Source organism: Rummeliibacillus sp. JY-2-4R, assembly GCF_053847205.1.
This window is the reverse complement of the sequence record NZ_CM132623.1, coordinates 1,384,907-1,410,153: the sequence shown is the minus strand read 5'-3', so window position 1 is coordinate 1,410,153 and position 25,247 is coordinate 1,384,907. Positions and strand designations below refer to the sequence as shown.

Here is a 25,247-nt window from a genome sequence, read left to right as displayed (position 1 = left end):
CAAACTAAATAAAAAAGAGGAACCCTTTTAAAAGGATTCCTCTAGTTTTTTAAATTTCTAAAGCTAACTCTAAAAATTAAAGTTTTACGATGTTTGCAGCTTGTGGTCCGCGTTGGCCTTCTTCAACGTCGAATTCAACTTTTTGACCTTCGTCTAAAGATTTGAAACCGTCGCCTTGGATTGCTGAGAAGTGAGCGAATACGTCTGCTCCGCCTTCAACTTCGATGAAACCGAAACCTTTTTCTGCGTTAAACCATTTTACTGTACCTTGTGTCATTTAAATGACCTCCATTAAAAAATTATTAATATATAAGCTTTTTAAAAGAAAAAAATTCACATATTACAAAAAGTACCGAACAGACACGATTACTCTTTGTAATATGCGAATTCTACTTTTTCCTATAAAGGACTTTATTAACTCAATTATATACTGTAAATACACATTTGTCTATAATTATTTTAGCTCAAGAAATATAAACTATCCACCGTTGCTTATTCTAAGCTTAATTAACACTCAATGTGTTTCTTTGAATTTGAAATCGTATTTCTTATTTATTTTATGAGCAATTTGACCTAAAAATTCCTGAACCGTCATATTCTCAACTTTCTGAGTATACCAAGCAAGTTTTGATCCCTTATCTTCTTTATTATAATTTACTCGTGATGGGATAAAAGTCTTTTTCTTATATGTGTAGTCGAATTTAATATAGAGTTTATTTTCTTTTGGGCAATCAAGGATTACCTCATAAACTGGATTTTTAAATTCGGGCTGAAACTTAACTTTTTTGATTTTAGTTAACATGACATCTCCCCTTAATAATAGTAATTACATTTTCATTATACCATAGATCATTGATTGATACAGATATAGATATACCATGCTAATAGTTCATTAATAAAATAATGCTGTCAATTGACAACATTTGAAAAAGCCACAAGAACAAAAAAACCACCCTAATTAAAGGGTGGTTTTGTGTAAGCGATAAGGTTCTATAAATACCGTCTAAATAAACGCACCCTTTTATTGAAGTAAAATTACTACTTTTAAAACGAATGGAATACAAATAGAGATTGTTTAAACACCTAATTTAAGTCGGTATTTGTCTTTATGAGTTCTTTGTTTGTTTTACATGATTGCTCTTCTTTTTCTTTGCGGACTTTTACTATTTTAGTTGTGGTTTCAATAACTTGCAATTTTTCCCGCTTCCTGATATGATGAAGATAAATTATTTTTGTTCGGTGTAAAAGAAAGTATGAATATCAAATTTTCATCTGGATATACTATGGCAAGGATAGTAATACAATGTGTTTAAAGCACTAGGAGGCAACAAAAATGGAACAAGGTACAGTTAAATGGTTTAATGCAGACAAAGGTTTTGGCTTTATAGAACGTGAAGATGGAGACGATGTATTCGTACACTTCTCTGCCATCCAAGGTGAAGGCTTCAAATCTTTAGAAGAAGGTCAAAAAGTAACGTTTGACGTTGAGCAAGGTAATCGTGGAGCTCAAGCTGCTAACGTTCAAAAAGCTTAATCTTAAATTGTTTTAAAAACAGGCTCTTTATATAGGGCCTGTTTTTTTATTTTTACTGTATAATACACAATAAAAAACCCTACTCGACGTTCGAGTAGGGAGATTGTACAGGTAAAAAGATTTAAAGCTTCAAAGGTTCGTTTACAGTATAACATACTGGATTGACAATATGCGAATGTACATGAATTATTCATGCTACGTTGCAAGCTTATCTAGGCTATGATGTGCTGATTTATTACTTGCTAAAGCTTCTTCTGCAATATTTTTTGCTTTTTCTGCTTTCTCGTCTGCTCTTGATGCCAATAATCTTACCTCTTTTATTCCATCCAATTTTGCTTCGATAGATCCTAGTCTTTCGTAAACATTTCTAATTAAATCTTCGCCATATAACCCCTGCTTTTCTGAACCGTACAAGAGTTCATATTTAATTTTTGGCAAAATAAATACCCTCCACAGATTAGTTGTGGTAGGCATTAAAAAAACACATCCTTTTGGATGTGTTGATATCATATTCCTATTTCTCTTTTAAGGAAAAATATCGTTTCTGTATTCTCTGTCTTTTTTACACTGTAATTTTCATTGTTAATATTTGATTTCACTTGAGTTATTACAGATACAAGCTCCCATCCGTTTTTTCCGTATTCATCCATTTTACTTTCAAAAGAAACTTGATCATCTTCTAATAAAATAGCATTACAACTTAGCGTCAGGTACTCCCAACGTTTCAATCAATCCCCTCCTTTTGCCTATATAATTTTATGCAAATTAAAAGGACTTTGTTATAAAAAATTTCAATAAAAATAACGCTAGTCGAATGACTGCGTTACAACTACTTTTTTTAATTGTCCCTATGCCTTCTAACATGATTTTTACATCGGCATTTATGTTTATAGCATTTATTGTACTGATTTCAGATTTTGATAAAGGTTTTTCTCCTTGATCATCTTTTCCTTAAGCGTGCCCAAAATGTGCTCAAAAAGCAAAAACAACTAAAAGACCACCCTACTTAAAGGGTGGTTTTGTGTAAGCGATAGGTTCTATAAATACCGTCAGATTAAGCTTCTAGCAATAAATCTTCTGGGTTTTCGATTAAGTCTTTAACAGTTTTTAAGAATCCAACTGATTCTTTACCGTTGATTAACTTACAATTGTATAATTGAGTTTCTTCCTATATAAATTGATTATGGTCTGCAATTATGACCACTTTATAAAATAAAAGTTGTATTATTTCATATCGTTTCATGCGTTCCGGTAGTCAGAATGGTAGTCAAGTTATATCTGGCGGTATTTCGTATAAATTAGTCTGTACAAGCGTTCCTGGCTACAAAAAACTACACATAGCTTTTTTAGTTTTGACTGAATATAACCACTATATAAAAAATAACCCTCTGCCACAATTTGTTGAGGGGTTGGTTTTTGAGTAATTTCTTTTATTATACCACCCGTTAGTTCAACAAAGATAACTTAATTAGAATGATCATTATGAGTTCTTTGTTTGTATTGCATGTAGCTCTTCTTTTTTTGCGGGCTTTTACTATTTTAGTTAAGTTCCAATAATTTGCAATTCTTTTCGTTTCCTGATATGATAAGAATAATTATTTTTGTTCGGTGTAAAATATAGTATGAATTTCAATTTTTCATCTTGATGATACTTTGGCAAGGATAGTAATACAATGTGTGGTAAAGCACTAGGAGGCAACAAAAATGGAACAAGGTACAGTTAAATGGTTTAATGCAGACAAAGGTTTTGGCTTTATAGAACGTGAAGATGGAGACGATGTATTCGTACACTTCTCTGCCATCCAAAGTGAAGGCTTCAAATCTTTAGAAGAAGGTCAAAAAGTAACGTTTGACATTGAGCAAGGTAATCGTGGAGCTCAAGCTGCTAACGTTCAAAAAGCTTAATCTTAAATCGTTTTAAAAAACAGGCTCTTTATATAGGACCTGTTTTTTTATTTTCTCTGTATAATCACAATAAAAAACCCTACTCAACGTTCAAGTAGGGAGATTGTACAGATAAAAAGATTTAAAGCTTCAAAGGTTCGTTTACAGTATAGCATACTGGATTGACAATATGCGGAATGTACATAAGTTATTTATTTTTCTTTTGAGAATACAACTGCATTTTATTCTTTCTTTTTTCACTAACCTGCCCGTTAGTTAAAGAAGAAATTTAACTCATAACAATCAAATTTAGTTAATCTAAATAATCCCCTCTTCCACAATTATGGTTGAGGGGATTTTAATTATTCATGATACGTAGGAGTGTTACCATTATCTATAGTTTTATATTCAATGTTCAGCAATCGTTTAATCTCTTCATTTGTCCAGTTTCTAAGGGCGATATTCGAGTATCTAATAAATTCAGTCGCTCCTCTAAACAACACTTCGTAAACAGAAATAAAATCATCTTCTTTTTTTCCATTCTCAATTCGTATACCCATGGCACTCAATTGACGTTTAATTTTTGCTTTTTCTTTTGTAGCTTGTTTAATTGTAATTTCAAACCATGCATCTAACGCCATTTTGGATTTTAATCCATCAACATACTTGTGATCACGTTCAAGGGTTCTGATAGCTAAATCTAAAATTATTTGATTATGCACTAATTGTCGTTGTTCCCCACTCATCATATAGCGTTACGCTCCTTGTATGTTACTGGCAACACTGCAAGAACGTTATCCATTATAAAAGTACGTTTAGCATGCTTCATGAAGCAAAATGCCTGGAATTTGTCGCCTACTACTTTGATGACTCTTACTCGCCTTTTCGTGATTTCACCGTTTTTCGAGACGTACATTAACTCCACAAGTTGATGATACTGCATGGCTTTTATTAACTGCTCTTTCACAATGTTACCTCCTCAAAATAAGAACGTTTGTTTGTTTTAATTTATTATACAGAACAACTGTTCTTATTTCAATGTTAAAAAAGACCAGTAGTACGGTGTGCTAACATAGTAGCTTTAAGTCTAAACAAAAAAGCCCCATCCTCCATGTGAAAGACAGGGCAATTAACATTTATGTATTTAAGCTTTCGAGTACTTCAATGATTTCACTTTTCAACTTTCTTAACTCTTCACTTAAATTTTTTAACTCAATTTTAATACGTTCAATTTCTTTATTCACGTTGCCACTCCTTGCGTTACTATAGTAACACATAAAATAGATATTAATACCCATTTTAAATACAAATAAAAAAGCCCTCTCTTCATCTGTGGAAGAAAGGGCAGTTAATTAAACTTTTTCTACATAATCTTTGTTTGCTGTAATATACAAACCTGATTTTGTTTTTAAACGATAAGCTGAGCCATATTTTACGATATTTACAATTGTATATGCGTTTCCTTTCTTGCACAATTCAACACGTTTATCTTTATCGAATTTAACTGATTGATATGCATAACAATCTTTTTTAATTCGATATAAACCAGACGGGCTTTTATAGTAGCTTGGTGCTTCAACTGTGGAAGAAACCTTTGTAATAGGATTCAATTTTGCGTTAACTGTACTCTTATATCTTGTCCATTCAGATGGATTACTTACCCATGGTGCTGGACAATTCTTCCCTGTCACATCGTAGTGGCGATATAGATCATTAACAGTTAGCTTGTATTTCTTGCATAACTCAACAACAATATCCACTGTACTATTGAACGTTGCTTCTTCTATATTCCCGTATTTATTGATACACATTTCAATACCAATAGTTGTACAGTTAGCATCCCCATAATAAGAGCCTACATGACCTTTTAACTTTGCAATTCTACAGTTCTTTTCGTTAGCATGGTAAGCAATTTCATTTAAAGGAACGATACACAGTGCTTCTTTTTCATCCACAAAGATGTGTGCCCCTGCATAACGACCACCTGTAACGTTACCAAAGAAAGTTTTATGATTAGCTGCACTTGCACCAGGATTAGCAGTATAGTGAAGAACAATACCTTTTACTGCTGCTAATTTATCACCAGGGCGTGAAAATTTATTTTTGTTGATATAAGAATTTTTATATGAAGTCATATTATTTCAACCCTTTCTTTTGCAATTCTTTTTCTTGGTTACGAGCCTTTTTAGTTACAACATAAGTGTTCTTCCACACACCATAAAGGACAATAACAAATGGGATTGCTGCCATTAAAACATTCACAAAAGCATCGATTGAATCTTGGTTAAACCAATTGAAATAAAGTCCTAAAGTTTGCAAAAATAAAAGGATTGCACTAAGCAACCCTCCGAACAAAGCGATATATTGTTTTAACTTTTCTGTTGTCATTTCAATTACCTCCTATTAATTTAATATAATTCCTAAAACGAATACTCCTATTGTAATGATTGCAGATGCACATATACCTAAGCCCCATTTCAAAGTGTTTGTAAGTGACTTAATATCTTCTTGTGCGTCCTCTGCTTTTTGATCAGCTCGATTAGCTATTTTTAAAGCATCATCTGCTGTCTGTTTAATTGCATTAACATTATCCAATTTTGCATCAATTCCACCAAGTCGCTCGTATATATCAAGCATTAATTTGTTTTCTTCGGCCATTCTGCACCTACTTTTCTGAACCGTAAAAGGGTTCATATTTAATTTTTGGCAAAATAAATACCCTCCACAGGGATTGTGGAAGGCATAGAAAAACACACTCTATTTGAAGTGCGCCTGATTAGTTTATATTCCTAAGTAATGGTTTAGATATTTAACAAATTTGGCATTAACAGATATTTTATCCAGACCATCTATTACATCTTTATAATACTCTGTAATTTCGTCTTCTTTCAACATATTATTAACAATTAAAAGTTCTGTTAATGCTGAAATTTGAATTCTTTGTGCAGCAATTTGAAATTTTGATTCTAAAATAAACTTCGACAATTCCTTCATTAACTCATCGTCTGTAGATTTAACTTCCACAATTAATACCTCCTTTTCCATCTACTGATGAATTTCGACAAAATAATAGGTTTACCTTTATTAAAATTTGTTAAATACTTGTAAATTATGTTTATCAAATATAATGAGCACACCCGATGAATGTACCAAAATTATTTTAAATTTCTCTTTTGAAATAAAAAATTGTATCTGATGTATATATTTTTTCAATTTTAAATTCAGTGTTACTATTACTTCCCACTTGTGTAGTTACAGATACAAGTTCCCATCCTTCTTCCCCGAATTCATTCAGGCTTTCCTTTAGTGATCCTCTTTCGTGAACATCAATTTTAGAACCCCAAATCATTGTTGTATATTCCCAACGTTTAATTCAAAACACTCCTCTTTATCTATTAACACTCTTTTGGTCATATTTTATTATTTTCCTTAACTATCTAAATATTACGTCTTTATATCCACCGATAAACTAGTGAACTATTTGTTCCAACAGCAACATAAAAAAGTCAACAGATATTACTGTTGAACTCTTTAATTTTTCATAACTCCCATACCTTTAAGAAACGTCTTAGCATCATTATTTAAATAGGGAATTATATCTTCTCTAATAAATAACTTTGCGTTTTCTCTAACCATAACTTTAATTCCTCTTAAATTAAATTTATACGCATAAGAATTGACAGCATTGATAATTAAAAGTTCTTTTCTTGATAGTGGTTCTAACCCCAATTTTGATTGTTCTATCAAGAACTTGAGTATCTCCCGTGCATTGCTTTTCAAATATCGTTTATTTCCTTCAAGGACTTCAATATTTTCTTCAATATACTTCCTTGCCAAACCATAATCAAAGTCCTCTACACTTTTATTTATTTGTTTTATTAATTCATCTAACTTCATTTATCTTGTTCCTCCAATATCATTTACACTTTTATTAATATCGGAAATAAAACAAGATTATTAATGTGTAACCCTTGTTGTACTTCATGTTCCGTATCCGCATTTAAAAAGCTAGTATTAAAAATACTAGCCTTGTGTATTTGAATCTATTTTCTTTTATTAATTAGCTGCTGAATCTGTTGTAGCTGGTGTTGTGGCTGTTGTTTCTTCTACTTCATCAGGAGTAGTCGTTGCATCACCTGATTCAGTCGGTACTGTTGTATTACTTGGTTCTGTAGTTGTCGTTTCATCTTCTGTTTTTGAAGTAGAAGACTGTTCTGCTAATGACTTCACTCGTTTAATCTCATCTGTAGCTAATTGTTGAAGCTCTTTAGCCTTATTTGCTAATTCATCAAATTCTGAAGTATTAATTGCACGTTTTTTCTTGTATGACGCCAATTGTTTATTAATAGCACGAATTTTATTAACTTCTGCTTGCAGTTTTCCTTTATAACTTTTGTACTTTTTAGATGCTGATGTTTTGGTTAATTGTTTATCAGTTGTTCCTTCTTCAGTTACACCAAAATATGAATTAATAGATTTAGTGATAGTGTTTATAGAAGAGTCTACACTATTTAGGCGTTTTTCAACTGATTTACCAATTTTAGATTTTACAACAATCTTTTTCTTTTTTTCCTTGCTCTTAGAAGACTTGTCATCTTTTTGAACCTTATCATCTTTTTTGACTTTGTCTTCTTTCTGAACTTCTTTTTGAATTTTAGTTTTTTGTTCTGGTTTTTTGCTGTCTGATCCCTTTGCGCTAGCAAATGATGATGCTGTACTAAAAGCTAATGTGACAGCTAACAAACTTGTTAAACCTTTTGAAACCCATTTTACTTTCATTAATTTTTCCTCCTTTTTGAGTAAGTGGCTGCTGGTAACATAGACAGAGTCCTTACCATCGATAGCTCTGTGACATCAAATTTCTCTGATTGTACACTTACCTTATTTAATTATCGGTTCAGAATAAATTAAATAAAGAGAATGGTGCATAATGTTCCAAGCACTTAAAAAATGTAATAGGTCGGAAATTGAAAAAAAAGAGACCATTTTAGACTCTTTCATATCTTTATTTTATTTGTTATCATCCTTAGTCAAACTACTTGAATAATTACCCCAACCTTCAGCTCTTGCTTTGCTCATTAAAGCTTCTGCCATAAATAAATTAGGGATTCTTGCCTGTCCCATTGCTGGTTGGAGATTACCATTAGGTCTTCTCCAAATAAATCTATATCCCTCTTCACTTGTTCCATCATCGTAATTATATCTACACCACTGGAGACAAAGTACCCAATTCTTTTTTAATCTGCTTTCATCGTAAACAACTTCCTTTAATACATCTACCTCTGCTCTTTTTGCCAAAAAACTCACTCCTTCATGGTTCAATTCGACAAAGTGAAAAATTTACCTTTAATAAATTTCAACTATTTTTGACATAAAAACAACACAATTCCATCACTAATGTTACTGCTTAATCAAAGGATTCATATTTTTGAACTGGCGTTTAATAAGATTCATAAATGTTGGCTTATCTTTATTAAATACTACTTCAATCCTTTTTAGATTACCTGCCTCGTAAATTTCTTTTACTTCTGTTATACGAGCATCCATTGTAATTCCCCAGTTTTTATTTTGGATTGTTACCATGTCTCCAAGGTCCCAATCTCTCTCGTATACGAATGACGATTTTGTTAAAATTTGACCTTCCATGTAAATTTCTTGACCATATTCAGATAGCTTTTCATTACCACGGTCTGTTAGGTCTTTTTCGATATCTGCAACGAGTCTTGGCGTTTCTGTTCCTTCCTCATCGGTAGTTGTTTCTTCTACGTCTCTTGCATCTACAAAAAGTTCATAGCGGTCTAGACCTGATGTGGTTTCGCCTATTGTGATTATACGTCTATCCACTCCCTCGCCTTGTCCTGCAACATAAGCCATGTTTTTGTAGTCAAGATATGACTCTGTATACCCCATACTCTTTAGGGAATTGAATTCAGGAGAAAAGATGACAGGTGGATTATCTCGTTGTGCTGCAACTCGGTTTACCCCTTCAACTATGTCAAAAACAAATTGCTTGTTATTAATATCTACAACGATGTTCCACCCAAGTCCTGTAAGTTGTGATTCAGTGATAAGTTCTTCAGATAACACATCAAAACGTGGTGACCGACTAATTTCAGCTCCTCTTTGTTGGTCGTTAGCAATTACAAGGTTAGGGATTTTCCTATCAGAATCAACTGGATTCACAGCACACACATCAGCATAATGTTTCATAACTGTTTCAACTGGAGCTTTTATTTCATCATTTGATTTATTTGCTGGTGGTAGTATTAATCTTTGAGAAAGCCATGACTTTAAAGGTTTTGCTTTGATGATCCAGTTCTCTGTTTCCTTTCCATTTTCATCAAGCTCTATTTCACGATGTTTAATCTGATATGCCTTATGCAAATGATTGAGAGAAAAAATGATTCGATCTTTTGTGAGTTCACTTGCACCACGAATATAACGATTAATTTTTAATTCAATTTCTCCGATATCATGATATTTGCGAGTTAGCTGCAATGATTCGTATTGTGATATTTCATCGATAAGATTAAAGTTTAGGTCGATTATTCTTAGTGATAACATAGTTCACCATCTTTCTTTGCAAAATAAAACGCTAGTCGATTGACTGCGTTTGCTAAATAAAAAGGAGCTATTAAGCTCCGTAGTTTAAATTTTTTCTTTTAATTTGAAATTATATTTCTTATTTATCTTTTCGGAAATTATTCCAAGAAACTCTTGAACTGTCATTCTTTCAACCTCTTGAGTATACCAAGCAAGTTTTGCTCCATAGTTTTTCTTATTATAATTAACTTCTAAAGGCCAAAAATTACCTGTAACATAGGTATAATCAAATTTAACATATAATTCTTTTCCATTAGGACATTCCATTATCACTTGATAAATTGGATTTTTTCTTTCTGGTTCAAATTTAACTTTTCTAATTTTAGTAAGCATTTTATTCCTCCAATAATTAATCAATGCACTATTAATATCGGAATATAATAATATAATTTAATTGTAGCGCATAATGTTCCTGTTCTTCACTAAGCTACCATTAAATCTTGTTTACCATCTGCAGTCAATATCTGATCAATGCTGTCTTTATATTGTGGGAACTTAGTAGTTACTGCTACGTAATCCAATTTCCCTTGTTCAATTCTCATTGCTAAGTATGCTTCCATGTTAAATTCCTCCCATAATTAAAGCGTCAATTGCTTCTTGAGTAGTAGCAAGTTGCGTTTTTAAATCTTCATTTTCAGCCTTTAATGTAATTACTTCTTCTTCAGACGTTGGCAATGGATCAATTACATTACCTAACTTATCAATGAAAACACCATTATCATAGGTATGACCAATACCTGTTGGAATTTGTGTGATTTCTACCGCAAATGCTTCTTCGCCTAATGTATTTTTTGCCAACATATCAGCCATTGGATATGTGTCACTCACAATTATATTTTGTACTGTGTTATCGCTAATCAATGCCCATACTCTTTGTGCTATTGCCATTTATATCAACCCTTTCAAAGTTTAATATCCCCATCTAACTACAACAATGCCAGAACCGCCAGCACCACCCCGCGCATTATTGCCGCCACCGCCACCGCCTCCAGTGTTAGCAGAGCCTGCTCCTGGTAGCATAGTGCTCGCTGAGCCACGCCAACCACCTTTACCGCCACCGCCTGCGCCACCTGCACCTGCAATGTCTGAACCAGTGCTGCTATAACTACCACCACCGCCACCACCGCTATAAAGGGTGCCAGATGTTTCGCCAAACGCTTTTGTGGTTGTTCCTTGCCCAACACCGCCAGGTCGTGCTGAAGCTTGACCGTTGGCGCCATCAAATCCGCCATCTCCACCGAATGAATAGCCGTTTATACCGTCACCGCCACCTGTACCACCACCAGCACCACCAGCACCACCAACGTACGATTCACTAGAGCTACCACCGCCCTTACCACCTGCGGCAGTATATGTGTCAAATGAGCTAGCTCCCCCATCGCCACCTTTGCCACTACTAGATGGCGCTATTCCGCCTGCGCCAACGACGATGGATTTCGATGTTCCTGCAACCACACTTAGACCAAGAAGGGGTTTAGTGTATCCACCGCCACCACCTGCGGCACCATAATATCCACTTGTGAATGACCCGCCTGCTCCACCACCACCAACGATGTGTACATCAAGTTTCGACACCCCTGCAGGTACTGTCCAAGTTGTAGACGCAGTAAACGTTTGAATTCCTTTAACTTGTAACGGAACAGCAGTAGTTTGAGCGCCTGTTGTATCTGTTGTATATACTCTAGTAGCGTTTTTATAGGTGTAAGCAAATGCACGAATATAATAAGTAGTTCCATCTGTGAAACCTGTTTTCGTAAACGTATTAACAGGGGTAGCATCATTACTGTCATAAAATAATGTTCCGTCAGTGGGGCTTGTTGGATAACTACCTAACTTATATCGAATGACAATACCCTTATATTTTGTATCTACAGGATTAGTCCAATCTAGTTGAATTTTTCCAGGTACATCAAAACCAACTGTTGCAGTTAATCCAGAAATTTGGGCTGTTTTACTTACACCTCCCCCGCTACCCTGTAATATAAAATTTGAGCCGTTATAACGAACTGTATAGATTCCGCTTGCAATTAGATCGTCAGCTTCTAAAACTTCTCCTTTCGAATTTAGGACGCTTTTAGCACCTAGCGAATTAATGTTTAATGTGACAGCGCCCGTGTTGGCAGTAGTGTTTTTAAACGCTATGCCAAGCCCTTCTACTAATGATGTTATTTCACTACTTGTAGCCACTAAACTGTTTGTACCTGTTACTAATCCGATATAACGGACGTGCGCTAAATCCGCCTGATGTGTAGCAAGGTCTTGTTGCACAGTAGTAATTTGATTAGCTAAATTACCTGCAACATCTCCATCTAAGACGTTATGTAGCGATTCTACCCACGCTTCAAAATCTGCTTTCTCTTGAGTTTGCCATTCAGTAATATCTGTTTCATAAACTGATTTTTGATTGTTAAACCAGGCATCGAATTGTTGTTGGAATATACTTATCGGTACAGTTATCAACGATTGAACAATACCGCATACATCTTCTAGTGACCGTTCATCTGTAATGTCACCTTCAACGATACTTGCTGTATTCGCTCTTAAAATAACTTGTGCTAGCGATAGTTCATAAATATATTGATCACGTTGTAATTCTGGTGCTACCGGACTAGCACTTGCTACTCCTTCTTTAACGAATACTTTTATAAAACGAGATGCATTCTTTAAATCAAGTCGAAGGACTACCCTATCAATTCGGTCTAAAGTTGTTTCAGGTAAACTATGGGCAAGAGTTAAATCAGTTGTATTTTCATAGCTATAACCTTTGATAAGCGCTTTACCCGCTGAAACTTTTACATTCAATCCAGAATCAAAAGTGACTTGCAGCCCGTATTCTTGATTCTCATCTAAAAGCAGGCCTGCAGATAATACAGAGCTGAAATAATTAGAAAAGTCAGATGCATAATATTCTCGTATATCTCCTGGTGCTGAATTAAAAAATTTATAAACCTCTGTCATTTCTTCACCTTCCTTATATTGCGTTATATCGCTTGTTATAACTAATATTTACTATTGCACCTTGAACATCATTGTCAGCTGTATATTCAATATCATTTTCACCAATTTGCAATTTTAAAAATTCGCTATCGAGATCTATCCAATAGAATACATTTCTTATTACTCCTGTTTCATCAATAAAGTGAACGGATTTACTTTCCTCACTTGTATCAATTACCATTCGTTCACCTTCGAGCAATTCTTGGTTAACCTTTATAAATTCACCTGTTGAATTATTTTTAATAATAGGATTTACTGCTGGACCAAAAAACTCTACAAAAATGGGTGTTGGTGCATCGCCGTCATTAATAATCATTCTTCTGTCTTGTTGTAATCCCATTTGAAATGGATCAGTGAATGGGAATTGGAACAAAGGCTTGAATGCTGGTTCTTCTTCAATAGCTAAAGACTTCCAATACGGATCTGGGGCAACAAAGGTAACTTTCCCTTTTTGTAAAACTCTCGCTCTACTTCCGTTATCAAGATACTCAGGCACGCTATCGGCTACTCCAGTAATAATTCGGACAATATAATCATTCTCATATCTAAGTGTTCCTGGACCAAGTTTTGGATTACATACTTTAGCAATTAGAGACCTGGCATTCGATACATCCTCATATGTACCAAACGGATATGAGATAACAAATTCAACTTCAATTTCTCTTTCATCAAGAATTGCATCTATATATATCGAACCATCGATAAAAGGACTTTTCTGTGTTTGAATGTTTGCCGATACTTCACCTAGCCCCTCAATACTCTGCAAATAAAAAGGAGAGTCACCAAACTCTACGGACTCTCCACGGCTATTCGTAAATGTCACTTTTTCTATGATGACTACCCCCATTCTTGTGCTAATTTTTGAGCTTGTTTTTTCATGAGACGTGCATTTTCGCTTGGTGATAATTCTTTTGGACTGTGCAAGTGTACTTCTTGATTCACAACCCCTACACCTTTTCCATTGTTGCTATCATCGCCATTTACATCTACATTGACATTAACCCTTAATTCTTTGCTAATAGCGCTTGTAGACGTTGCAGTATAGCCAAGTACATCATTTTGTACTAATCCTCTAGTTAAGCTTGATTTGACTTCATTCGCTAATTCTAATGCAGTAGATACTGCTTTTGATTGCATGTTACTAATACCGTTAATAATTCCTAGCACAAGGTTTTTACCAATGAAGTTTTTGCCCCATTTACTTGGTGAGTGGATATCTAGTGCTTTTTGAATTGTTGCTTTCATGCTGTTTGCTATACTTTGTGCTTGTGCCAAAAGTGCAGGTGTCATGTTTGTTAAACCTTGTTGCATTCCTTTTATTACATTCCTACCTATGCTTGGCATTGAAGCTGTTAAAGCATTAAATTTAGCTTTTGTTTGGCCTGTTAGCTCTTTGATACTAGCTTGCCATTCAGAATTGTAAGTAGCTAACTGCACTGCAGTATCCTTACGTAACTGTTCAATTAGTGCGATAGTATCAAGTCTCATCCCTTCTAATTCAGTAGTTGCTATGCTAGTCGCTAATGTTGATTTTTCTTGCCATAATCCCACATATTCTTGCAATTCTGTATCAGATAATATATTTAATGCAGCAATTTGCCCTGCAGCACCTGGCCCTAATGCTTGTAGCTCTTGCAATAAGCCTTTATCAATACCTCTTGATGCTAGACTCGCCATATTTTGCGACCATGAACGAATTGTATCAACTTGAGCTTGTAAGTTAGCTTTTAATTGTTGGCCACTTGTCTCTGCTGCATCAGGAATTTCATCAAAGATTCCAACAAAGTTTTTAATGGTATTCGCACGATCTGCAACTGCTTTAGCGTAGTCATCATTTAACGCCTTTTCATCGTCGATTAACTTTTGGTTTGCCTCTTGAATCTTAGCGGTATACTCGTCATTTAATGCAATAAAGCCATCATAGATTGCTTTTTTCTTCTCTGCAGCTTGTTGTTCGAAATAAACTCTTTCTTCATTGTTTTTCTTGTACTTTTTAGATAAATCAGTGAGTAACTGAACTTCTTGTGCAGCTGTAAGCTTTCCAGAATTCAATTTCTTTTCGTAGTATGCTTTATCCTCGTCAAACTGCTCTTTTAATTGTTTTTTCTTGGTTTGAGAGACTTTTACGTCAATCTTTGATATAGCATTCGCGACGTTGCTGTATTTCCCCTTCATGTTCTCAAGGGACTTAATATACTCACTAGTATTGATTTTTCCGGCAGAATATTTGTTGTTTAAATCAGCGTACTTAGTGTTGAAATCTTTAGTAATATTTGCGAGTTTTGCTTGCCTTGCTTTTTGTTCTTTAATTGCTTTAGCTGTTGTAGCTTTTTTGATTTTAGCTGCAACCGTGTTCTGAGCATTTGTAACGGATTTATATTTGCTGCCGAGCGCTTTAGCTTGCTTAACATAACTTGCGGTGCTAATTGATCCGGCTTGTAGTTTTAAATCAAGACCACGCATGCCATCGGTAAATGCTTTTTTGGCCGCTGCCGCAACAGATTTTGCGGAACTAGCTACAGTTTTAGATTTACTCTTAATACCGTTTGCATAACCTTGTCCTGTATGTTCACCAAGAGCATATGTAACACGGGACGGAGAATGGATATCCATTGCTTTTTTAATGGTACTTGTTACTTTGTCAGCAATTGATTTAGCAGTACTAATAACATCTTTAATTTTAGATGTAATACCGTTGATTAAACCTTGTATAATGTTTGAACCAACGCTTACCAGGTCGATTCCATCTAGGAACGATTTAGCCTTATTCCAACCCGTTTCAATTGCGCTTTTTACATTTGACATAGCAGTCGAAACAACTTCTTTAAATCTATTAAAGATGTTTGTTACTACTGTTTTAATAGCACTTACAAGAGTTGAGGTAACACTCTTTGCGTTGCTCCATCCATTTGAAATTGCGGATTTGACAACATTTAATGCACTAGAAACAACGCTCTTAATACCATTCCATACACTTGATATAACACTCTTGATTCCGTTCCAATTGGAAGAAGACGTAGTTTTTATTCCATTCCAAACTTTGCTAATAACTGATTTTATAGCATTAAATAAACTACTAGCTAAAGATTTGAGCCCATTCCATAATGAGGATAGTAAAGACTTAATACCATTCCAAACAGTGCTTGTGACATTTTTAATACTGTTCCAAGTATTCTTTAAGAAGTTACCTATAGCAGTAAAAATTGATGCTGCAGAAGCTTTTATACTATTCCAGGTGCTAGACAATGAAGCTTTGATTGCATCCCAGTTTTTGTAGAGCATGACCCCTACGCTGATTAATAAACCAATTACCGCTATTGCTACACCAACTGGACCACCTAATAAGCTAAATCCACGAATAAGCCATGGTAATGCCTTTGAAGCAAGATTTAAGATAGTCGGTATAATTTTTGTGATTACTTCTCCCACTTTGGTTAGAATCGTATTCGCTGTTGTACCTGGTGCTAAAAGATGCGTGAAACCTGTTCCAATTGATAAAATCCATGGTAATACTGCCATAATAACACCCGTAAGCGATGTAACAATTGCAATAACTTGTCCTATAACCGGATTACCAGACATCATGTTATTAATCCAAGTCAAGAAGTTGTTCGCTAATTCAAGTATCTTTTGCCCCAATGGAGCCATACCCACACCAAGATTAATTAAGAGAGTCGCAAGATTCCCTATTAATGACATAACACTTGGGGCTGTTTGCACAACATAGTTACAAAACTTTTGGAACCCTTGGTTTTGAGAAAGCGAAGCTGACCACTCTTTAAATCTCCCCATCATATCTTGTAAGTTAGTAAGCATATTTGATGACATTGGTCCGAATGCTGAAAATACATTTACAATGCCTGTAACCGCGTCGCCAATTATGCTCTTGATCTTCGGCATGTTTGTTTGAATGTAATCGATAAACGCTTTAAATTTCTCTGACCTACTTAACCCTGCAGCCCAATCCGAAAAGGATTTTGTCATGTTCAAAAAGCCTTTTGATGTACTATCAGCAAGTGGTGCAAAGGCTGTTATTATAGAAGCTAGACCTTTAAAGATGTTGCCGAAAGATTGTGCGAATCTAGTAAGCATTTTCGCGCCATCTTTATTCAAATAATCTAAGAATTTTTGAATAGGAGGGGTTCCCATTGACTTCTTAAGCTCAGACATTAAGTTTTTAAATGCCATTGCTGAATTAGTAAATAATGGCTCTAACTCTTTAAGAAGTGTAGTAGCAATTTGAGCACCTGTTTTAACACCAAATAAAATTGGCCGCTGTGTGATACGCATAAGCTCGTTATACGTATCTTTAACCTTAGTTAGAGCATTTTTTGTTTCTTGTTGTTGAGTGTTTAGCACAGCGTTTTTCTTATACAATGCTTGAACTTGTGAGGTCACGTCTGCAATAACAGTACCCAACCCTGCATAGCCAACTATAAAAGCTGTTCCAAGCCCTGCTGCTTGCCCTGCCACTGTTCCGATAACTGGACCAAGCGAACCGATTAGTCCACCAATATTAGCAATAATAGGAGCAATAGCAGGCAATACAGAAATAAATGCTCCCTGTAGAGACGTGCTTACAATCTCACCAAAATTCCTTATTGATGAGGCTATTTTGCCCATCATTTGTTGACCAGCTTGCCAACCTTTCTGGAATTGATTCCAGTCTGCTTTAACTTGGACAACTACCTTTGAACTTGATAATGCGAGCATTTTAGCTTTTAAAACTGCCATTGTACGGTTAAAACGTGAAATATCCGCGCTTACGGTTGCTTCAGATTTTGCATATTCAACGTTTCGTAAGCTTTGACGTACAAGTGTCATCTTTGCGTTAAATGCTTTAACATTTGCCCCAATATCTGCATTTGCACCTGTTGCAGTCTTTTTCAACGTATCATGCACTTGTTTCATCTTCGATAAAAAACCTCTAACATTCGCGCCAACTATAGCGTTAAAACGTTCTGTCATCTATTTCCCTCCCAACTTATAATTTTTCATGGCTTCTTTTGCCTTATTAAACAAAGTAAAATCTTTTTCTTCTGCTACTTCAGACTTGTTCTGCAAGATTTCTTTGCGAACCTTTTCAGCATTAAATAGCTTTTTAACATTTACACGTTTTTCGTTTTGTGCACGAGCTGCGAAGATTGCTTGCACCGCCATATCTTCATAATGCTTAACATCTCGTAACATAGCTCCTTTCATCAAGTTGCTATACTCTCTTGGCGTTAAGCTATAGAGATAATCTAAATCAGTGATATTTAAGTGCTGAATGGTATCAATCTCTAACTGGTCGAAGTCTATGCCTCGATTTCTGTTTTCTTCGCCATCATTAGATCGTAAGCTGTTTTGTTTTCCGCTTTCTCTTCTTCCGTTTTCCCGAAGTCCTTCATCATTTCGAGATTCTTCCAGAACTCTTTGACCGTTTTCTTGAAAAAACCGCTATTAGTCAATTCGTTATAGATTTCTTTCAATAAAGGCTCTGTATCTTCATCAGCTTCAATGCGTGCCTCTAAAGCTTCCTCTATTTTTTCAATTGTAGGCTTCTCTTTTAAATGGGCTGTAGCACAATCCCAATACTTAGCTGCCGCTTGAACATCACCTTCAATAACACCTGAAAGGATATTCATTAGGCCTCCTGTCATATCGCCTGTTTTTTCTTGAAATGTACCGTATTTAGAATCTGCTAGTTTTAAAAAGGCAAATGATGGTTTTCCTTGTACTTCTTTATCTCCAATAGTTAGTAGTAATGACATTTAGATTCCTCCAATTATTTTTTTGCATTAAAAAAGAGAGGGGTAACCCTCCCATTAAGCAGGTGGTTGCTCAGTTTGAGTTCCACCTAGTTCACCTGATTTTTGACCAGGCGTTTCGAAACCATATTTACCAAATTCGATTACTGCATCAGGTAATGGATCTAACTCACCTGTTTGAGATGTACCTAGCACCTGAATAGTTGCGGATACTTCTACAAAACCATCAGTGCCTGCTGATTCTTCTACTGATTCAAAGTAACCGTAAGCAAATACTGCATCGTGTTTATCGGTAGCATTTTTCTTTAAATTAACTTTCCATACTTTGACTTGTTCGCCGTTTCGGATTGCTTCAAAAATAACTTTTTGCCCTTCGTCATCTGTATCACCATAAGCAGTAACATCAAATGACTCTGATAAGTTACCAGGTGCAACAATACGACCGAATTTTGTTTGCTCATCGACCATTTCCGTTTCAGTCTTATGTGATAAATCTGTTTGTTGAGCGATAACAAATGCTGCCTCGCCTAATGCAGCTGTAGCTTTTTGAATTAAAAGAATCGTATCTTTCCCGTTTTTAAGCATTATTCATTCTCCTTTTCTAATGTAATTAGCAATGTAAAAACGCCATGCCGATGAATGCCATCTATGTCTGTAAAAACACGAGCATCTTGATATGACGTTTTGGTTGTTTTATAACCTGTAATATCTAATTTGTATTTAAAAGTTTCATGGATAGCGCTAAGTATTTTATACGCTTCACTATTGCCCTTATAGATGCTCCATATGTGGAGAGTAACTGACATATCGACAATATCGTTGTTTTTAACCTCGAATTGATTGCTTGTAGGCTCTCCAATAACGATATAAGGAAAAGGTGTATCTTCCGTTACGTAGTCGTACACACCTTTATAGTTAGTAACTCCATTTAGCAAGGCAGTGACGTTTGCATCTCCTCTTAATCTATCCATGATGGCTTTTTGTGTTGGCGCAAATGCTAACATGGCATCACGCTCCTAGCTTTTTCATTTCTTTAATAAAATATTTCCGGCCAATTTCAAGAGCCGGAAACCAGAATGGTTGAGGTTGCATACCACGAGTGAACACGAACTTTCCGTGTCTTTCGTCATAATAAACCCATCCATCTTTTCGTCCATTTCCCGCAACAGCATGTATACCCGTGCCGAATTCCACGTAGACGGCCCAATCGGCTCCAACAGTAATCATTGCTGAAATACCCTGATTATCGATATCCATCACATAGGTGATAGATTGGCGCAAGTACCCAGAATCAACCGGAGCCCTTGCTCTCGCCTCATTCTGGATGATCATAGCTGTTTCATGAACGATACGTTTTACATCGTTCTCAATGCTTTTACCCCATTTTTGCAAGGCTTTCTCAAGTGTTCTGTTACCTACTCGGGTAATACTCATGATTTCACCAACTTTAATGGCACTCGCATGATTTCATGCTGTGCGCCTTGGTCTTCTGGTCTGCCTGCTATTTTGTATTTTTCACCCTCAAACAATACATAATGGCTTGGTAGCACGTCTGTCCGATAGGGATAAAACATGTATCGATCTAAAGGATTCTGTAGCTGCATGGCTGTATATTGTTCTTTGCTTGTTACTGTATCAACAAATGCACACATCTGAATTAACGTTTGTTCTGTATCTTCACCAAAACCGCCGGAATCATCTTCAACTCCAGGAACTAATGCAATGATTTCTACAATGTGCGGAAATTCGTCGTTCATATTACCACCTCAACTTTTTAAAAGGCTTTAATGGTTTCAATACACTTGATGGTAAATCAGTAGCATATGAATAACTGACACTCCCCATAGAACGTGCAGTTAGACCAGCCTTTTGCGTATAAAATTGTATAGCTTTAGCGATAAACACTTTCACGTTACTATTTGGCACTTCAAATTGTTGATTGCAATAATCATTTGCAAAGTCAAAGTAAATTGGTGCTAACGTGTGATAATGTTCAATTCGTTCTGGAGTTGAAGTATCGCTGTTAATTTGAATTAATTCATTTACTTCTTGATCAGTCGGATTCCACATTGTCATCACCATCTACAGGTTGTTGTGGTTCTTCTCCCTTTTCCTCTTGCGCTTCTTCTGGCACTTCAACCAAATAAGCGATTAACTCTTTTTTGATATCACCTGATTTAAAATCAATTTCTTTTGCTTTTAAGATTTCTTTGATTTGAGGAACCTTTAATTCATTTAACTGTTCAAACGAATAATCAGTAGATTCTTTCATTTTTGCTACAAATCGTTCACGAGCGCGCCGAAATGTATAAGCTCCCATATAATCATCCTTTCATAATAAAAGAGCGCATAAGCGCCCTGATTATTGGATTTTAAATTTGAAATCAACCATACGAACAGCTTTGGGCTCGTAAACTAATTCCCAGTTAGTTCCTGTTGATAATTCAGTGTTTGTTGGGAAATCACCAGCAACAGAAGTTTCAGTCCATTTCACTCCACGTGGGTGAAGCATAAAGATGTTACGGTTGATTAAGAAATCTTCACCAGATGAAGCCATTGTGTCACGATCTGTTTCAGTTTCGATGATATTAGGATGTTTACCATTACCCCAAGCTAAAGCCCCTTGACCGAAAATATAAGTTTCTGCAATGCCTGTGCCTGTATCAAAAGGCATACCATCGTCAACAATTACTCGTTTCCCCATGAAATAAGGAATACGAACTGATTGGCCAGCCGGTTGAACGTATTCGATTAATTGTAATTTAGCTAGATACGTTTCAACTGCTGAGTGCATTGTAATAGCTGCTAAAGAATCTTTTGCATCACCCATGATTTGTACTGCATCTAAGAAACTATTTGCACTAAATAATGCTGTAGAATCTGCAGCACCAGAAATATCATGGATTTTTCCAGCCATTGATGCTGAAGCGAATACCCCTTTTAAAGTTGAAAGTAAAATCTTTTGCCGGTCACGTGCCCAATAATTAGTTACAAGATTACCGATTGCGCCCATTGGATCAGCACCGGAAAGTAATGCAGATAAACCATTTGCTCCCCATGCTTTTGCACGGCCTTGTTTACGAGCTACATCTTTGCTTGTACCAATTTTCCCTGGAGTTAGTGAACCATCATCAGACATTACTTCTGAATCGCCTGTTAGGTCATTGAAGTATGGCATGTTTACAAGTGTATTCGGACCACTTGCTAAAGCATTGAATTCTGCATCGTTTGTTGCGATTCCACTATTTAATACATTTGATAATTCCATTGTTCGTTGAGTAACGTAGTTCGTAAATACTTCTGGTTGGATAATGTCTGCAATTCTTGTAATTGGCATAAATTAATTCCTCCTATCGCCCTGCTTGAGCTTTTAATTGGTTGTATAAATCAGGATTATCACGCAGTAAAATCCCTTGTTCCGTTAAATTGAACGAATCCTTCGCGAACGGATTTGGTTTGTTGTAGCCACCTGGTACATGTTGATTGCCAGCTGGTGGTGTATTACCTTTCAATTTTTCAGATTCAAATAAATATGCATCTGACTCTTTCAAAGCATTTAGTTGATCATCAAGACCTAATAGTGTTTGTCCATCAAGCTTGATGTTTTCGACGTTCAATAATGCTTTAACTGCTTTTGGATTCTTTGCTTTTGCATTGCGTAGCGCTTCCGATAATGTAAGGTCAAAGTCCTTTTGCTTCAGTTTTTCTTCGTATTCAGCAACAGTAGTTTGATTTTGCGTTTGCAAGTTTTGAATTTGCGTTTGCAATTCCTCGTTACCTGCAGCTTTTGTACTTAAATCCGCAAGCTGAGTATCACGGTCTTTAATTTGGGTTTTTAAGTCGTTTACTTCTTGAATTTTGTCATCCAATCGAGTTTTCGGAACCATTTGCCCAAACCCCGTAATTACTTTATCTGCTTGCTCTTCTGTTAAACCTAATGCAATTAGTGCTTCTTTGTTCATCTTTCTTCCTCCTTTCGTTTTTTACGTGCAACGACACGTAGGCATAATAAAAAAGCCTGTTTAACGTCTATTGCTTAAAGACGAATATTACGCAACAAATTTCTTCTCCCACTCATCATACGTTTGGAATGGAACAACAACATTTGGTGGTTTAATCTCTTTTTGTGCCTTATTTAAAGCTTTAGCATAAGTAAGACCTTGTTCCATGTATTTATCAATACGATCTGCAAGCTTTTGTTGATAGTTAGCATCTCGATAATCTCTACCTCTTCGAGCCTCAGGAAGCATTCCATTCACTAGATAAATCACAACACATCGACAGTTTATATCCATTTTAGCCACATGCCATTGATGTGGCCCTTTGGCTCTCAGTCCATCGTAGTTGAAATAACCTTCTTTATCCGCCTTATCTCCATCTAGTTTCCTATGAGCGCTTCTGACATCATTATCTAGCGCTGACAGCCAAACTTTTGTAACTTCTGCATGTTTACTAGCCTGCTCGTAAACTTGTTCATCAGACAACGAAAGAGAACGGCCTCCTTCAGTTCTTGCAACTGCTCTAGCCTTTTTCTTGCTGAAATTAACTGCATTTTCAATTCGTTTAGCCATCTTCCAATATCCCTCACCAGCTATTAGTGATTGAGAAATTTCAATGTTCAACCTTCGAACAATCTCATTTCTATGTTTTTCAAGTATGGAAGGTAAAGTTAGATACTTAATAGCATTCCTTAATGATACTTGCACAAGGCTTTTAGCTGGTGGAGCAAAGCCCATTTCAGTGCTAGTGAATACCTCAAACAAATACGCCATTTTCAGGTAGTTCTCGACATAGACGTTTTCATTCATTTCTATAATCTTGCTAACAATATCTTTATAGTCCTCTGTTAATTCTTTAGCTATGTTGTCTAGATCCTTTGTTAATCGGTTGTATTTATTTAGGTCTGTATAGCTTGTCTCATCGCTCTTAACAAACTTGGCATACATTTTATTAAGTTCATCTAAAATGCTCTGTAAACGCAAAGAAAACACTAATTCGATGTCTGTTTCAGCCTGTTGAATCAGTTTCTCAATTTCTTGTTTAATTTCTTGTTGGTTCATAGGCTAGTCACCCCCTAACCCTCCTAAAGAATCGCTATAAGCATCTTGCTCAGCCTTTAATCTCTCTTGCTCTAATGCCACATCTTTAACCCAAGGGTGATTTTCAAGAATAGTAGTTTGTGAGATAACACCTTGGCTCTTTTGTGCCATATCAACGATTTCAGATTCATTCACTAAAATCATTTTGTTAAAGCTGAAAGTGATATCTCGATAATCAAACTCGCCTTTTTTGCTTAACTTTGCGTATTCAGCTACAAACCACATGAATTTCCGTAAAGCCTTAGTAAATTTACGTTCAAGCATTGATGATTTGATATCCAATAATGAATAAAGGTTTTGCAGTGCAACACCGCTTGGAGCATTACCGATAATATCAGGACTAGGGTCAACCCCTTGACCAAATGAATAGATATCAGTGATATAAGTGTCACGTTGCGTTTTATAGGCTTCTACAGGAACATCACCGCTTAATGTATCAACGCCCGAACCTTCTTCGGCTTCTACCTTAATAGCTCTATATCGTTTCAGCATTGTTTTAAATTCTTGTAAGGACTCCCCTTCATAACCTTTTAATACATAGATCAGTGCTTGAATGTCTTCTAATGTATCTTGCGTTGTGCTCACTAAGTTGTCGTAACCATCGATTTGCTTTTTATAAAAGATTAGATCTGATACGCCAAATTCATTGTTCTTGAATTCAATGAATGGAACGTCACCCCAACTCATTGCTGTTTCACCTTGATAAAAATGTGGCGCTGGGTTGATTTCTTCAGTTACATCGATAAATATTTCACCATTAAGCATTTCATAGTAAGTAACGTCATCTGGTGTCCATAATTCCAGTTTCACTACGTTTTCGGCTACATTATAAAATCGAATACCGGCAACAAGTTTATCCTTTCGCTTTGTATCGTAGATAGGAATGAACTCTTCAGCAGGTATGATGATGTGTTGAAACTCTCCATCTTCATCTACATAAGGATGAAGCCACTCTCTGCCTTTGTTCGAAGCATTCAGTATTAATTCTGGAAGTGTATCTTCAAAATCTTCCCCGATTAATTCATCTATAAGCTCAAGAGCCTTTTTGTTATCGCTTTTCGAGCCAAAAGAAAGAGGCTCCCCAGCAAGATAGCCAACCTTTTGGTCGACTAATATCTTGTGGAAGCCCGATGGAATTTTGGAAGCTTCTTTTGTTGCGTCTTGATCTAATACTTTATTTCCGTTTTCATCGTATACATATACTTGCTTATTCGTGATATCGTTCTCGTTAAAGTAATATCTTACTCCTTCGAGGAATTGAGATGGATTGAAAGTCGTGTATAATTCTTTTACGGTATCAATAGCTTTAGGTTTGTTATTGTTAATAATATCGATAAATTCATCTGTCTGTGTTCTTCCTAATAACCAATGCAATGACAT

General features: G+C 35.7%; 35 protein-coding genes. 2 read left to right on the top strand and 33 right to left on the bottom strand.

From position 1 onward, the window contains the following. Positions 1-76: 76 nt before the first annotated feature. Positions 77-277, bottom strand: a complete 201-nt coding sequence (locus ACWV26_RS06780; RefSeq protein ID WP_455897592.1) for a cold-shock protein — start codon at positions 275-277, stop codon at positions 77-79. A gap of 237 nt (positions 278-514) precedes the next feature. Beyond that, a complete protein-coding gene (locus ACWV26_RS06775; RefSeq protein ID WP_455897591.1) occupies positions 515-802 on the bottom strand; it encodes a hypothetical protein in 288 nt (95 codons plus the stop codon). A gap of 531 nt (positions 803-1,333) precedes the next feature. Between ACWV26_RS06775 and ACWV26_RS06770 the strand changes: the two genes are divergently transcribed. Then, positions 1,334-1,534: a cold-shock protein gene (locus tag ACWV26_RS06770; RefSeq protein WP_455897590.1), complete on the top strand. Its 201-nt coding sequence runs from the start codon at positions 1,334-1,336 to the stop codon at positions 1,532-1,534. Between the two features lie 195 nt (positions 1,535-1,729). Here the strand turns inward: ACWV26_RS06770 and ACWV26_RS06765 are convergent, their stop codons facing one another. Continuing rightward, entirely contained in the window at positions 1,730-1,972 is a 243-nt protein-coding gene (locus ACWV26_RS06765; protein WP_455897589.1) for a hypothetical protein, read from the bottom strand. A gap of 68 nt (positions 1,973-2,040) precedes the next feature. Then, a complete protein-coding gene (locus ACWV26_RS06760) occupies positions 2,041-2,262 on the bottom strand; it encodes a hypothetical protein (RefSeq protein WP_455897588.1) in 222 nt (73 codons plus the stop codon). Positions 2,263-3,238: 976 nt separating this feature from the next. On the opposite strand from ACWV26_RS06760, the gene ACWV26_RS06755 reads away from it, so the two are divergent. Continuing rightward, positions 3,239-3,439 (top strand): cold-shock protein, encoded by a 201-nt coding sequence (locus tag ACWV26_RS06755; protein WP_455897587.1) that lies wholly within the window; start codon positions 3,239-3,241, stop codon positions 3,437-3,439. A 341-nt stretch (positions 3,440-3,780) separates the two neighbouring features. Here the strand turns inward: ACWV26_RS06755 and ACWV26_RS06750 are convergent, their stop codons facing one another. The 29 genes from ACWV26_RS06750 to ACWV26_RS06610 form a co-directional block, all read right to left on the bottom strand. After that, entirely contained in the window at positions 3,781-4,167 is a 387-nt protein-coding gene (locus tag ACWV26_RS06750; RefSeq protein WP_455897586.1) for a hypothetical protein, read from the bottom strand. Further along, on the bottom strand, positions 4,164-4,385 hold the full coding sequence (locus tag ACWV26_RS06745) for a transcriptional regulator (RefSeq protein ID WP_455897585.1): 222 nt from the start codon (positions 4,383-4,385) through the stop codon (positions 4,164-4,166). The genes ACWV26_RS06750 and ACWV26_RS06745 overlap by 4 nt, the downstream gene beginning before the upstream one ends. Before the next feature lie 385 nt (positions 4,386-4,770). Beyond that, positions 4,771-5,553: an N-acetylmuramoyl-L-alanine amidase gene (locus ACWV26_RS06740; protein WP_455897584.1), complete on the bottom strand. Its 783-nt coding sequence runs from the start codon at positions 5,551-5,553 to the stop codon at positions 4,771-4,773. A gap of 1 nt (position 5,554) precedes the next feature. Further along, a complete protein-coding gene (locus ACWV26_RS06735; RefSeq protein ID WP_455897583.1) occupies positions 5,555-5,806 on the bottom strand; it encodes a phage holin in 252 nt (83 codons plus the stop codon). Between the two features lie 15 nt (positions 5,807-5,821). Further along, positions 5,822-6,076, bottom strand: a complete 255-nt coding sequence (locus tag ACWV26_RS06730) for a hemolysin XhlA family protein (RefSeq protein ID WP_455897582.1) — start codon at positions 6,074-6,076, stop codon at positions 5,822-5,824. A gap of 123 nt (positions 6,077-6,199) precedes the next feature. Next, the gene (locus ACWV26_RS06725; RefSeq protein ID WP_455897581.1) at positions 6,200-6,442 is read right to left on the bottom strand and encodes a hypothetical protein; all 243 of its coding nucleotides are present in this window, start codon (positions 6,440-6,442) and stop codon (positions 6,200-6,202) included. Between the two features lie 136 nt (positions 6,443-6,578). Continuing rightward, the gene (locus ACWV26_RS06720) at positions 6,579-6,767 is read right to left on the bottom strand and encodes a hypothetical protein (protein WP_455897580.1); all 189 of its coding nucleotides are present in this window, start codon (positions 6,765-6,767) and stop codon (positions 6,579-6,581) included. 182 nt (positions 6,768-6,949) lie between these two features. Then, entirely contained in the window at positions 6,950-7,315 is a 366-nt protein-coding gene (locus ACWV26_RS06715; RefSeq protein WP_455897579.1) for a hypothetical protein, read from the bottom strand. Positions 7,316-7,474: 159 nt separating this feature from the next. Next, entirely contained in the window at positions 7,475-8,197 is a 723-nt protein-coding gene (locus tag ACWV26_RS06710) for a hypothetical protein (RefSeq protein ID WP_455897578.1), read from the bottom strand. A gap of 231 nt (positions 8,198-8,428) precedes the next feature. Further along, positions 8,429-8,716, bottom strand: coding sequence for a hypothetical protein (locus ACWV26_RS06705; RefSeq protein WP_455897577.1), 288 nt, complete (start codon positions 8,714-8,716; stop codon positions 8,429-8,431). A 102-nt stretch (positions 8,717-8,818) separates the two neighbouring features. Continuing rightward, the gene (locus ACWV26_RS06700; protein ID WP_455897576.1) at positions 8,819-9,982 is read right to left on the bottom strand and encodes a siphovirus ReqiPepy6 Gp37-like family protein; all 1,164 of its coding nucleotides are present in this window, start codon (positions 9,980-9,982) and stop codon (positions 8,819-8,821) included. Between the two features lie 84 nt (positions 9,983-10,066). After that, positions 10,067-10,354, bottom strand: a complete 288-nt coding sequence (locus ACWV26_RS06695; protein ID WP_455897575.1) for a hypothetical protein — start codon at positions 10,352-10,354, stop codon at positions 10,067-10,069. A gap of 89 nt (positions 10,355-10,443) precedes the next feature. Next, positions 10,444-10,581, bottom strand: a complete 138-nt coding sequence (locus ACWV26_RS06690; RefSeq protein ID WP_455897574.1) for a hypothetical protein — start codon at positions 10,579-10,581, stop codon at positions 10,444-10,446. Position 10,582: 1 nt separating this feature from the next. After that, positions 10,583-10,909, bottom strand: coding sequence for a hypothetical protein (locus tag ACWV26_RS06685; protein ID WP_455897573.1), 327 nt, complete (start codon positions 10,907-10,909; stop codon positions 10,583-10,585). A 21-nt stretch (positions 10,910-10,930) separates the two neighbouring features. Next, on the bottom strand, positions 10,931-12,979 hold the full coding sequence (locus ACWV26_RS06680) for a glycine-rich domain-containing protein (protein ID WP_455897572.1): 2,049 nt from the start codon (positions 12,977-12,979) through the stop codon (positions 10,931-10,933). 13 nt (positions 12,980-12,992) lie between these two features. Further along, positions 12,993-13,865 carry a phage tail family protein gene (locus ACWV26_RS06675; RefSeq protein ID WP_455897571.1) on the bottom strand — a complete coding sequence of 291 codons (873 nt, stop codon included), beginning with the start codon at positions 13,863-13,865 and terminating at the stop codon, positions 12,993-12,995. Beyond that, positions 13,856-17,986, bottom strand: a complete 4,131-nt coding sequence (locus ACWV26_RS06670; RefSeq protein WP_455897570.1) for a hypothetical protein — start codon at positions 17,984-17,986, stop codon at positions 13,856-13,858. The genes ACWV26_RS06675 and ACWV26_RS06670 overlap by 10 nt, the downstream gene beginning before the upstream one ends. Further along, a complete protein-coding gene (locus tag ACWV26_RS06665) occupies positions 17,987-18,223 on the bottom strand; it encodes a hypothetical protein (RefSeq protein ID WP_455897569.1) in 237 nt (78 codons plus the stop codon). A gap of 92 nt (positions 18,224-18,315) precedes the next feature. Continuing rightward, a complete protein-coding gene (locus tag ACWV26_RS06660; protein WP_455897568.1) occupies positions 18,316-18,771 on the bottom strand; it encodes a tail assembly chaperone in 456 nt (151 codons plus the stop codon). A 54-nt stretch (positions 18,772-18,825) separates the two neighbouring features. Then, the gene (locus ACWV26_RS06655) at positions 18,826-19,353 is read right to left on the bottom strand and encodes a phage major tail protein, TP901-1 family (protein ID WP_455897567.1); all 528 of its coding nucleotides are present in this window, start codon (positions 19,351-19,353) and stop codon (positions 18,826-18,828) included. Continuing rightward, entirely contained in the window at positions 19,353-19,772 is a 420-nt protein-coding gene (locus ACWV26_RS06650) for a DUF3168 domain-containing protein (protein ID WP_455897566.1), read from the bottom strand. Before ACWV26_RS06650 ends, ACWV26_RS06655 begins: the two co-directional genes overlap by 1 nt. A gap of 4 nt (positions 19,773-19,776) precedes the next feature. Next, positions 19,777-20,202 carry an HK97-gp10 family putative phage morphogenesis protein gene (locus ACWV26_RS06645; protein WP_455897565.1) on the bottom strand — a complete coding sequence of 142 codons (426 nt, stop codon included), beginning with the start codon at positions 20,200-20,202 and terminating at the stop codon, positions 19,777-19,779. Beyond that, positions 20,199-20,525: a phage head closure protein gene (locus tag ACWV26_RS06640; protein WP_455897564.1), complete on the bottom strand. Its 327-nt coding sequence runs from the start codon at positions 20,523-20,525 to the stop codon at positions 20,199-20,201. Before ACWV26_RS06640 ends, ACWV26_RS06645 begins: the two co-directional genes overlap by 4 nt. 1 nt (position 20,526) lies before the next feature. Then, entirely contained in the window at positions 20,527-20,838 is a 312-nt protein-coding gene (locus tag ACWV26_RS06635) for a phage head-tail connector protein (protein ID WP_455897563.1), read from the bottom strand. Further along, positions 20,822-21,088 (bottom strand): hypothetical protein, encoded by a 267-nt coding sequence (locus ACWV26_RS06630; RefSeq protein ID WP_455897562.1) that lies wholly within the window; start codon positions 21,086-21,088, stop codon positions 20,822-20,824. Before ACWV26_RS06630 ends, ACWV26_RS06635 begins: the two co-directional genes overlap by 17 nt. Before the next feature lie 42 nt (positions 21,089-21,130). Then, complete coding sequence (locus ACWV26_RS06625) at positions 21,131-22,105, bottom strand: major capsid protein (RefSeq protein WP_455897561.1); 975 nt, start codon at positions 22,103-22,105, stop codon at positions 21,131-21,133. Between the two features lie 13 nt (positions 22,106-22,118). Then, positions 22,119-22,730 carry a phage scaffolding protein gene (locus ACWV26_RS06620; RefSeq protein WP_455897560.1) on the bottom strand — a complete coding sequence of 204 codons (612 nt, stop codon included), beginning with the start codon at positions 22,728-22,730 and terminating at the stop codon, positions 22,119-22,121. An 87-nt stretch (positions 22,731-22,817) separates the two neighbouring features. Next, on the bottom strand, positions 22,818-23,828 hold the full coding sequence (locus tag ACWV26_RS06615; protein WP_455897559.1) for a phage minor head protein: 1,011 nt from the start codon (positions 23,826-23,828) through the stop codon (positions 22,818-22,820). 3 nt (positions 23,829-23,831) lie between these two features. Further along, complete coding sequence (locus tag ACWV26_RS06610) at positions 23,832-25,241, bottom strand: phage portal protein (RefSeq protein ID WP_455897558.1); 1,410 nt, start codon at positions 25,239-25,241, stop codon at positions 23,832-23,834. Positions 25,242-25,247 lie beyond the last annotated feature (6 nt).

Excerpts from the sequence above, each read along its gene's own strand:
- ACWV26_RS06780 (WP_455897592.1), bottom strand. The coding sequence starts at position 277 with ATGACACAAGGTACAGTAAAATGGTTTAACGCAGAAAAAGGTTTCGGT.
- ACWV26_RS06775 (WP_455897591.1), bottom strand. The coding sequence starts at position 802 with ATGTTAACTAAAATCAAAAAAGTTAAGTTTCAGCCCGAATTTAAAAAT.
- ACWV26_RS06770 (WP_455897590.1), top strand. The coding sequence starts at position 1,334 with ATGGAACAAGGTACAGTTAAATGGTTTAATGCAGACAAAGGTTTTGGC.
- ACWV26_RS06755 (WP_455897587.1), top strand. The coding sequence starts at position 3,239 with ATGGAACAAGGTACAGTTAAATGGTTTAATGCAGACAAAGGTTTTGGC.
- ACWV26_RS06750 (WP_455897586.1), bottom strand. The coding sequence starts at position 4,167 with ATGATGAGTGGGGAACAACGACAATTAGTGCATAATCAAATAATTTTA.
- ACWV26_RS06740 (WP_455897584.1), bottom strand. The coding sequence starts at position 5,553 with ATGACTTCATATAAAAATTCTTATATCAACAAAAATAAATTTTCACGC.
- ACWV26_RS06735 (WP_455897583.1), bottom strand. The coding sequence starts at position 5,806 with ATGACAACAGAAAAGTTAAAACAATATATCGCTTTGTTCGGAGGGTTG.
- ACWV26_RS06730 (WP_455897582.1), bottom strand. The coding sequence starts at position 6,076 with ATGGCCGAAGAAAACAAATTAATGCTTGATATATACGAGCGACTTGGT.
- ACWV26_RS06720 (WP_455897580.1), bottom strand. The coding sequence starts at position 6,767 with ATGATTTGGGGTTCTAAAATTGATGTTCACGAAAGAGGATCACTAAAG.
- ACWV26_RS06715 (WP_455897579.1), bottom strand. The coding sequence starts at position 7,315 with ATGAAGTTAGATGAATTAATAAAACAAATAAATAAAAGTGTAGAGGAC.
- ACWV26_RS06710 (WP_455897578.1), bottom strand. The coding sequence starts at position 8,197 with ATGAAAGTAAAATGGGTTTCAAAAGGTTTAACAAGTTTGTTAGCTGTC.
- ACWV26_RS06700 (WP_455897576.1), bottom strand. The coding sequence starts at position 9,982 with ATGTTATCACTAAGAATAATCGACCTAAACTTTAATCTTATCGATGAA.
- ACWV26_RS06695 (WP_455897575.1), bottom strand. The coding sequence starts at position 10,354 with ATGCTTACTAAAATTAGAAAAGTTAAATTTGAACCAGAAAGAAAAAAT.
- ACWV26_RS06690 (WP_455897574.1), bottom strand. The coding sequence starts at position 10,581 with ATGGAAGCATACTTAGCAATGAGAATTGAACAAGGGAAATTGGATTAC.
- ACWV26_RS06685 (WP_455897573.1), bottom strand. The coding sequence starts at position 10,909 with ATGGCAATAGCACAAAGAGTATGGGCATTGATTAGCGATAACACAGTA.
- ACWV26_RS06680 (WP_455897572.1), bottom strand. The coding sequence starts at position 12,979 with ATGACAGAGGTTTATAAATTTTTTAATTCAGCACCAGGAGATATACGA.
- ACWV26_RS06675 (WP_455897571.1), bottom strand. The coding sequence starts at position 13,865 with ATGGGGGTAGTCATCATAGAAAAAGTGACATTTACGAATAGCCGTGGA.
- ACWV26_RS06670 (WP_455897570.1), bottom strand. The coding sequence starts at position 17,986 with ATGACAGAACGTTTTAACGCTATAGTTGGCGCGAATGTTAGAGGTTTT.
- ACWV26_RS06660 (WP_455897568.1), bottom strand. The coding sequence starts at position 18,771 with ATGTCATTACTACTAACTATTGGAGATAAAGAAGTACAAGGAAAACCA.
- ACWV26_RS06655 (WP_455897567.1), bottom strand. The coding sequence starts at position 19,353 with ATGCTTAAAAACGGGAAAGATACGATTCTTTTAATTCAAAAAGCTACA.
- ACWV26_RS06650 (WP_455897566.1), bottom strand. The coding sequence starts at position 19,772 with ATGTTAGCATTTGCGCCAACACAAAAAGCCATCATGGATAGATTAAGA.
- ACWV26_RS06645 (WP_455897565.1), bottom strand. The coding sequence starts at position 20,202 with ATGAGTATTACCCGAGTAGGTAACAGAACACTTGAGAAAGCCTTGCAA.
- ACWV26_RS06640 (WP_455897564.1), bottom strand. The coding sequence starts at position 20,525 with ATGAACGACGAATTTCCGCACATTGTAGAAATCATTGCATTAGTTCCT.
- ACWV26_RS06635 (WP_455897563.1), bottom strand. The coding sequence starts at position 20,838 with ATGTGGAATCCGACTGATCAAGAAGTAAATGAATTAATTCAAATTAAC.
- ACWV26_RS06630 (WP_455897562.1), bottom strand. The coding sequence starts at position 21,088 with ATGGGAGCTTATACATTTCGGCGCGCTCGTGAACGATTTGTAGCAAAA.
- ACWV26_RS06625 (WP_455897561.1), bottom strand. The coding sequence starts at position 22,105 with ATGCCAATTACAAGAATTGCAGACATTATCCAACCAGAAGTATTTACG.
- ACWV26_RS06620 (WP_455897560.1), bottom strand. The coding sequence starts at position 22,730 with ATGAACAAAGAAGCACTAATTGCATTAGGTTTAACAGAAGAGCAAGCA.
- ACWV26_RS06615 (WP_455897559.1), bottom strand. The coding sequence starts at position 23,828 with ATGAACCAACAAGAAATTAAACAAGAAATTGAGAAACTGATTCAACAG.